This window comes from Streptomyces lushanensis, from assembly GCF_001700515.1.
Classification (GTDB): Bacteria; Actinomycetota; Actinomycetes; order Streptomycetales; family Streptomycetaceae; genus Streptomyces; species Streptomyces lushanensis.
In genome coordinates, this window is sequence record NZ_MAUD01000324.1 from 1 (window position 1) to 8,022 (window position 8,022).

Below are 8,022 nucleotides of genomic sequence, written 5' to 3' on the forward strand. Positions count from 1 at the left end.
CTGTTCGTCCGTACCGAAGCGGGCGATCACGGTGCCGCAGATCGCGGGCGAGACGACCATCATCAGCAGCGGACAGCCCGCGCTGCCCAACTCCTCCAGTACGAGCGCGAGTTCGGTGATCCCGCCGCCTCCGCCGCCGTACCAGCAAGGGCCGCCGCCACCGGTCTTCCAGCAGCAGTCCGCCGCGCCGCCCGCGCCGTCGCTGCCCCGGCAGACCGGCGACGACGACTGGATGCTGCCGCCGCCCTCGCACGCGCAGGGCCCCCAGGGCCGGGGTCCGCAGGGCCAGGGCGCTCCGGGCCACGGTGTGCCCGGCCAGGGGCCGCACGGCCAGAGCCCGGCCGGGCCGTATCAGCCTCCGGCGGGCTGGACGGCGGTCATCGGCCCGGACCGCGAGTACTTCATGGCGATGATGCAGCGCAGCGGCCCCGAGGCCACCGGGCTGAACCTGCCCGCGTACTCCCCGGAGCAGCGGCTCCAGCTCGACGGGAACCAGGTCACCATCGGCCGCCGCCGGCACTCCACCGGTGAGTCCCCGGACATCGATCTGTCGGTACCGCCGGAGGATCCGGGCGTGTCGCACCAGCACGCGGTCCTGGTCCACCAGCCGGACGGAAGCTGGTCGGTGGTCGACCAGAACTCCACCAACGGCACCACGCTCAACGGCGCCGAGGACCCGATACAGCCCTATGTCCCCGTCCCGCTCAAGGACGGCGACCGGGTCCATGTCGGTGCCTGGACGACGATCACTATCCGCCGCGGCTGATCCCGCCGGCGCTGAGGGGCCAGACATACGGGCCCTCCGGATCGTCCAGCCATGCCCACTGGCGGCCTCCGGCGATGGTGACGCCGAACCGCTCACGTCCGGGACGGTGCTCGCGCTCCCAGAGGGAGAGCGCCTCGTGCGGGTCGAGGCTGCCCGCGGTGAGCGCGAGCAGAAAGCGGAAGAGGTCGTTCTCGATCGCGCGCCGGGGCAGTCCGCCGAGCGGACGGTGCATGAGGGCGGTGCCGGGCATGCCCCGCAGCGGTACGAAGAACGCGGCGGTATGCAGGAAGTGGCCTTCGGCGAACGTCCCGCGCGCGCCGTCGCCGCCGTCGTACTCATCGCCGCCGACCCGGAGCGCGATCACTCCCGTGGCGAGCGGAGCCAGGATGCGCGCGCCGGGGCGGCACTGCTCCAGCCAGGCCGTCGGCACCGACGGCAGGGTGCAGGTCGCGATGATCCGGTCGAACGGAGCGCGCTCGGGGCAGCCGCGCGCTCCGTCGCCGGTGACGACGGCGGGCCGGTAGCCGGCCGTCGCGAGATGGGCACGGGCGGACTCGGCGATCTCCGGGTCCAGATCCATGGTGGTGACGAGCTTGTCGCCGAGCCGGTGGCAGAGCAGCGCCGCGTTGTAGCCGGTGCCCGCGCCGACCTCCAGGACGCGGTCCCCGTCCCGTACGTCCAGCTCCGCCAGTATCCGGGCCATCAGGGAGGGCTGGCTGCTGGACGAGATCTGCTCGCCGTCGCGCACCCGTGTCGCCAGCGGCCCGTCCACGTACGCGCCGTGCAGCCAGCGCCGCCGCCGCGCCGGATCGCGGTCGCCGTTCCACAGCCGGTCGTAGCCGCCGGGCCGTCCCACGAAGTAGTACGGCACGAAGACATGACGTGGCACCTCCTCGAAGGCGGCCCGCCAGACGGGGTCGTCGAGCGCGCCGGTCAGCGCGATCTCCTCGACCAGGCCGGCACGCGCCTCCGCCGCCTCGGGATCGTCGGGACCGAACGCGTCGTCACGGTGTGCGCCCATCCCTCCACTGTCCTGGGTGAGCGCCCAGGAAGCGAGTGGGCCCGCCAGGCGGACGCGACTACCGCCCGGACGACGGCGGCCCGGCGCGGCCTCGGCGGACAGGTCCTCGGCGGACGGGTCCTCGATGGACAGGTCCTAGGCCCGAGGTCCTCGGCCGGTGCGTCTGAGACGATGGACGGGTGAACGAGATTCCGCACGGCACGCTTCAGGAGCAGACCTTCTACGAGCAGGTCGGCGGCGAGAAGACCTTCCGACGGCTGGTCCGCCGCTTCTACCAGGGCGTGGCGGAGGATCCGCTGCTGCGGCCGATGTACCCGGAGGAAGACCTCGGCCCGGCCGAGGAGCGCCTCGTACTCTTCCTCATGCAGTACTGGGGCGGCCCTCGCACCTACAGCGACAACCGCGGCCATCCCCGGCTGCGGATGCGCCACGCGCCGTTCACGGTCGACAGCGCCGCGCACGACGCCTGGCTGAAGCACATGCGGGCGGCGGTCGACGAGCTGGGGCTGTCCGAGGACCACGAGCGGCAGCTCTGGAAGTACCTCACCTACGCCGCCGCCTCGATGGTCAACTCCGCGGGCTGACGGACCGACCGGACCTCACGCCGGCCAGCCGGTCGAACCGACCCGGCCGTCGAACCGACCCGGCCGTCGAACCGACCCGGCCGTCGGATCGGTCCGGTCATCGAACCGGTCCGATCATCAGGCCGGTGTGACGGACAGCACGCCGAGTCCCGCGCGCCGTACCGCTATCGAGCCGTACGGCGTACGGAGCCGGAGCCAGCTTCCCGACTCCAGCAGCGCCACCGGCTCCGGTGGCACCGGTGCCTTCCCGGACACGCCGTACCCGGCGGAGTCGGCACGCGCGATGGGTGCGGGCACCCTCCCGCGGGCCGGCCGCAGAAAGCCCAGCGACTGCGCGGCGTGCACGGCCCGCAGCGGAAGCTGGGTGTCGCCGAGGGTACGGGACCAGATCTCCCGGCCGATCCGGTCCCGCTCGGCCCTGGTCCTGCCGGCGGACGGCAACTGCTCGTCGCGGGAGCGGAATTCGGCGACCGCGGCCGACAGCGCGCCTCGTATCGCTCCCTCGCCCGGCAGTCCCGCCACCTGCCGCCAGCCACCGCGCGGCGGCAGGACCCCGGCCCACGGCGGCCCGGTGACGGCCCCGGGCACCACCGCGCGACCGGCCTGTTCGTCGATCGCTTCGAGCAGTTCACCGGCGGAGACGGTGACATCCAGCTCGTACGGCGCGGCGAGCCTGGCCGTACGGATCGCCAGCACCTCGAAGGACGCCGGCCGGCCGAACACCGCGAGCGCGCCGCCCCCGGCCTGGAGCCGGACGGCGGCGGCGCGGTCGTAGTGGATCAGTCGGCCCAGGAAGGCGCCGAGATCGGCCGCCTCCCGCGCGTCGGCGAACTCCAGTCCCCGCGCGGGGTCGGGCCGCGCGGACTCGGGCTCAGGCATGGGCACAGGCACGGACACGGTCATGCCGCGATGGCATCCTTGTCGTCATCCAGATACTTCAGGAGGAACGACTTCTCCTCCTCGGTGATCCGCCGGGGGCGCCCGGCGGCCAGGTCGTACGGCACGACGACCGTCGAGGCCCGTACGTAGACCTCCTCGGCGTCCTCGTCGTCCTTGATCTCGTACGTGATCGTCAGCGACGCGGCGCTTATCCGCGTCACCCACGATTCGACGGTCACCGGCGCGTGCCGGTGGACCAGCGGCCGTTTGTAGTCGATCTCGTGCCGGGCCACGACGGAACCGCCCGCGAAGGACGGCGAGCCGGCCCCCGGCGCCAGCCGGAACATGAAGTCGATCCGGGCCTCCTCCAGATACCGCAGGAAGACCACGTTGTTGACATGCCCGAAGGCGTCCATGTCCGACCAGCGCAGAGGACAGGTGTAGAAGTGCCGGGCCATCTCAGCCCCGGGTGAGCTTCTTGTAGGTGGCACGGTGCGGGCGGGCGGCGTCCGCGCCGAGCCGCTCGATCTTGTTCTTCTCGTACGACTCGAAGTTGCCCTCGAACCAGAACCACCTGGACTCGCCCTCGTACGCCAGGATGTGCGTGGCGACGCGGTCGAGGAACCACCGGTCGTGGGAGACGACCACGGCCGCGCCCGGGAATTCCAGCAGCGCGTTCTCCAGCGAGGACAGGGTCTCGACGTCCAGGTCGTTGGTCGGCTCGTCGAGGAGCAGCAGATTGCCGCCCTGCTTGAGCGTCAGCGCCAGATTGAGCCGGTTGCGCTCACCGCCGGAGAGCACCCCGGCCGGCTTCTGCTGGTCCGGACCCTTGAAGCCGAAGGCGGAGACATAGGCGCGCGAGGGCATCTCGACCTGGCCGACGTTGATGTAGTCCAGCTCGTCGGAGACGACCGCCCACAGCGACTTCTTCGGGTCGATGTTCGAGCGGCCCTGGTCGACATAGCTGATCTTCACGGTGTCGCCGACCTTGATGACACCGGAGTCCGGCTCCTCGATGCCCTGGATCATCTTGAACAGCGTGGTCTTGCCCGCGCCGTTCGGCCCGATCACCCCGACGATGCCGTTGCGCGGGAGCGAGAACGACAGGTCGTCGATGAGGACCTTCTCGCCGAACGCCTTGGAAAGGTGCTCCACCTCGACCACGACACTGCCGAGCCGCGGGCCCGGCGGGATCTGGATCTCCTCGAAGTCCAGCTTCCGCATCTTGTCGGCCTCGGCGGCCATCTCCTCGTAACGGGCCAGCCTGGCCTTGGACTTGGCCTGGCGCCCCTTCGCGTTGGAGCGGACCCACTCCAGCTCTTCCTTGAGCCGCTTGGCGCGCTTGGCGTCCTTCTGGCCCTCGACCTTCAGACGCGTCTGCTTGGTCTCCAGGTAGGTGGAGTAGTTGCCCTCGTAGCCGATGGCCCGGCCGCGGTCCAGCTCCAGGATCCAGCCGGCGACATTGTCGAGGAAGTACCGGTCGTGGGTGACGGCGACGACGGTACCGGGGTACTTGGCGAGGTGCTGCTCCAGCCACTGGACCGACTCGGCGTCCAGATGGTTGGTGGGCTCGTCGAGCAGCAGCAGATCGGGGGCTTCGAGCAGCAGCTTGCAGAGCGCGACCCGGCGGCGCTCACCACCGGAGAGATTGGTGACGGGCCAGTCGCCGGGCGGGCAGCCCAGCGCGTCCATGGCCTGTTCGAGCTGGGTGTCCAGGTCCCACGCGTTGGCGTGGTCGAGGTCCTCCTGGAGCTTGCCCATCTCCTCCATGAGCGCGTCGGAGTAGTCCGTCGCCATCGCCTCGGCCACTTCGTTGAAGCGGTTGAGCTTGCCCATGATCTCGGCGGCGCCGTCCTGGACGTTCTGGAGGACGGTCTTGGACTCGTCCAGCGGCGGCTCCTGGAGGAGCATGCCGACGGTGTAGCCCGGGGACAGGAACGCGTCGCCGTTGGACGGCTGCTCAAGGCCGGCCATGATCTTCAGCACGGTGGACTTACCGGCGCCGTTCGGACCCACCACACCGATCTTCGCGCCCGGCAGGAAGCTCAGCGTCACGTCATCGAGGATGACCTTGTCGCCGTGCGCCTTACGCGTCTTGCGCATCGTGTAGATGTACTCAGCCAAGAGAAACCGTCCGGCAATCGAGAAGGGCCAATGTGCGGCTCCGCCGCGTGAGGCAGATACACCCCATCTTGCCTGACGTCCATCCCCTGATGGAAACCAGTACCGCTTCCCGGACCCGCCGCGCACCGTGGCGCCACGGGCATGGCCCCCGGCGCGCTGTCGCACGCCGGGGGCCACTGTGTGCGCCGTATCACTCAGCGCCAGGATGTACTCACGCTCGGGTCGCCGAAGGGGGCGTGGATCATTCCTCGGAGGCCGGGGCCTTCTTCTTGCGGAGGAGGAACACGGCCGCGCCGCCCAGGACGACCAGCGCGATCGCGATGCCCGCGATGACCGGCGTCGCGCTGGAGGAGCCGGTCTCCGCCAGATCGCCCGTGCCGCTCATGGCGCCCAGGCCGCCCGCCGTGCCACCGCCGACCGAGGCCGCGCTGGGCTGCGAGGAGGGCTGCTCGGTCACCGGCGCGGGAGTGCCGGTGGTCTCGCAGTCCAGGACGCCCTTGAAGTTCTGGGTGAATCCGGCGGGTCCGGTGATGGTGAAGTCGTACGCCTCGTCCTCGCCGACCGGCACGGTGACGGTCTCGGTGGCACCCGGCGCGACGGTGTGCTCGGAGCCGTTCAGCTCGAAGGTGAACGGCGCGTCACCGGTGTTGGCGGCGGTGACATCGACACCGCCCTCCGCGCAGTTCTTCTCCGCCGTGACCGCCGGGATCGCACCGCGCTCGGCCCACGTCGCCGTCGCCGTCGCGGAGACGGTGGACTCGCTGGACCCGGCCAGGATCTGTGTCTGGCTCTTGGTCACACCGGCGAAGGCGCGGCCGACCGGCACGGAGGTGGTGGCCTGCACACCGAGCGAGGCCGTGCCGTCGACGGCGTCGGAGGGCACGTCGAAGTACAGCTCCGTGCCGTTGGCGGCTGTGGTGACCGGTGTGCCCTCCTTGTCGGTGATCTTGACGCCCGTGGCGGCGGCGTCGGCGGGCGGCGCCACCGCGACACTGTCGGCGTCGGTCCTCACGGTGACCGGACCGATCTTCTCGCCGGCCTTGCCGGAGACCGCGCCGGGCTCCAGGGTGAGCGAGGCCCTGGGCTCCGCGCTGTCCCGGGCGCTCTTCTCCAGCCAGTCGGCGAGCTTCTCGGCCTCGGCGTCGCCGGCGTCGACGTCGGCGCCGTCCGAGTAGCGCCAGATCGCGACCTGGGTGCCGGCCGCGGCGGTCTTCTCGGTGAGCGGTCCGGTGCCAGCCGCCTCGGCGAGCGCCGAGAGGTCGTCGATCTGCGGGTAGGAGTGGTCCAGTATCCAGCGGATCCTGCCGGCGTTCTTGTTGGCGCCGAGCGAGGTCTGGTCCCAGGGGGTCTCCAGATACTTCGCCTGTTCCTGCGTCGGGTTGTGGATGTCGATGCAGTAGGTCTTGAGCTTGCCGCCGCCGTCGACGGTCATTTCGAACAGTCCGGCGGGAAGCTGCTGGTCCTTGCCGTTCGCATGGAGGACGGCACCGTCAAAGGTCTTCAGGCCGTCGAGCGTGGCGGCGGCGCCTCCCGGGTGCTGGGAGGCGTCATCGGCCACGGCCGCGCCGGCACCGGCCAGCGAGCCCATCGCGACCAGACCCGATACGAGAACCGCGGCGGCGAGACGAGCGGCGCCCCGCCTCCGTACGGATGACGCAGATATCGCAGAAAACACAGAATTCCCCTTCGGGCGAGGTCCTGTCGCGGGTGAACGCGTGGGGGGATGCCTCGCCGGCAGACTCAAGTGTCCGTGAGTACTCGCGAATCCTATGGACGGGAAGAACCACGAATGCCCGCTCGCACACCCAGACAACCGTTCCGAATCGGAATCGTTATCGACACTCCGAAGCAACCATGGAATACGACTGGGTATATCGACAAATCTCCACAACCGCCTCCCAGTCAACCGGGATCACCACGGCATTGGCAGCACGCTACGAAACCGCCGCCAGAGGTCCGGCACCGGGTGGCCGCGGCGGCCCAGGCGGCCCAGGCGGTGCGCCCGGCTCCCGGTCGCGGCTGTCGCCCCGGTCCTCGTCCTGGCTCTGCGCCATCCCGTCGTGACGCTCCGTCAGAGGCGGAACCGCCCTGCCCGCGCGCCTGAACGCGGAGGTCCCGCGTGTCAGATCGTGACCGACCGCCACCGCGTCGATGTCCGCGGAGACCCTGCGCTGTCCGTCCCTCTCGTCCTCGCGCACCCGCAGCCGGCCGTGCACCACGAGGGGCTCGCCGACGGACACCGACGCCGCCAGATTCGCCCCCAGGGCCCGCCACGCCCACACCGTGTAGAAGCTCGTCGGCCCGTCCGCCCAGCCGTTCTTCTGCCGGTCCCAGCGGCGCGCGCTCACCGCGAATCTGAAGCGCGCCACTCCGCCCGTGGGCGACTCCCGGAATTCCACACCGGTAGCGACATTCCCCACCACCGTGACCACTGTGTCGTTCATAACGGCCCTCCCGTCCGGTTGCATTGACCGATTCCATGCTGGACCGGACGGAAGGAATGTGCCGACGCCTGTGGATTACCGATCAGTTGTGGAAAACCTCGTCACCCGCGCCCTCACCCCTCCCCGCACCCCCCCCCTCGCCGAACCGCCGTGCCCTCACCCGCACCCGCCGCACTCAGCGCCCCGCCCGGGACACCGCCACGT

The 8,022-nt window shown here is 70.6% G+C and carries 7 protein-coding genes and 2 pseudogenes; 2 read left to right on the forward strand and 7 right to left on the reverse strand.

From position 1 onward, the window contains the following. Nucleotides 1–141 (reverse strand): annotated as a pseudogene (locus BFF77_RS37970) (acyl-CoA dehydrogenase family protein); the annotation flags it as partial. Between BFF77_RS37970 and BFF77_RS24425 the strand changes: the two are divergent. Continuing rightward, nucleotides 122–766: pseudogene (locus tag BFF77_RS24425) on the forward strand (FHA domain-containing protein); the annotation flags it as partial. The pseudogenes BFF77_RS37970 and BFF77_RS24425 overlap by 20 nt on opposite strands. On the opposite strand, the gene BFF77_RS24430 reads toward BFF77_RS24425, so the two are convergent. Continuing rightward, nucleotides 750–1,787: a methyltransferase domain-containing protein gene (locus BFF77_RS24430; protein ID WP_066953456.1), complete on the reverse strand. Its 1,038-nt coding sequence runs from the start codon at nucleotides 1,785–1,787 to the stop codon at nucleotides 750–752. The pseudogene BFF77_RS24425 and the gene BFF77_RS24430 sit on opposite strands and share 17 nt — an antisense overlap. Nucleotides 1,788–1,966: 179 nt before the next feature. Between BFF77_RS24430 and BFF77_RS24435 the strand changes: the two genes are divergently transcribed. Further along, on the forward strand, nucleotides 1,967–2,371 hold the full coding sequence (locus tag BFF77_RS24435) for a globin (protein WP_066953458.1): 405 nt from the start codon (nucleotides 1,967–1,969) through the stop codon (nucleotides 2,369–2,371). Between the two features lie 117 nt (nucleotides 2,372–2,488). Here the strand turns inward: BFF77_RS24435 and BFF77_RS24440 are convergent, their stop codons facing one another. The 5 genes from BFF77_RS24440 to BFF77_RS24460 form a co-directional block, all read right to left on the reverse strand. Next, entirely contained in the window at nucleotides 2,489–3,250 is a 762-nt protein-coding gene (locus tag BFF77_RS24440; RefSeq protein WP_066953463.1) for a DUF8010 domain-containing protein, read from the reverse strand. Nucleotides 3,251–3,270: 20 nt separating this feature from the next. Continuing rightward, a complete protein-coding gene (locus tag BFF77_RS24445) occupies nucleotides 3,271–3,708 on the reverse strand; it encodes an acyl-CoA thioesterase (RefSeq protein ID WP_066953459.1) in 438 nt (145 codons plus the stop codon). A 1-nt stretch (nucleotide 3,709) separates the two neighbouring features. Beyond that, a complete protein-coding gene (gene ettA / locus BFF77_RS24450) occupies nucleotides 3,710–5,374 on the reverse strand; it encodes an energy-dependent translational throttle protein EttA (RefSeq protein WP_079125455.1) in 1,665 nt (554 codons plus the stop codon). A 241-nt stretch (nucleotides 5,375–5,615) separates the two neighbouring features. After that, the gene (locus tag BFF77_RS24455; RefSeq protein WP_066953461.1) at nucleotides 5,616–7,049 is read right to left on the reverse strand and encodes a Cys-Gln thioester bond-forming surface protein; all 1,434 of its coding nucleotides are present in this window, start codon (nucleotides 7,047–7,049) and stop codon (nucleotides 5,616–5,618) included. A 259-nt stretch (nucleotides 7,050–7,308) separates the two neighbouring features. Then, on the reverse strand, nucleotides 7,309–7,818 hold the full coding sequence (locus BFF77_RS24460; RefSeq protein ID WP_079125457.1) for a single-stranded DNA-binding protein: 510 nt from the start codon (nucleotides 7,816–7,818) through the stop codon (nucleotides 7,309–7,311). Between the last annotated feature and the right edge of the window lie 204 nt (nucleotides 7,819–8,022).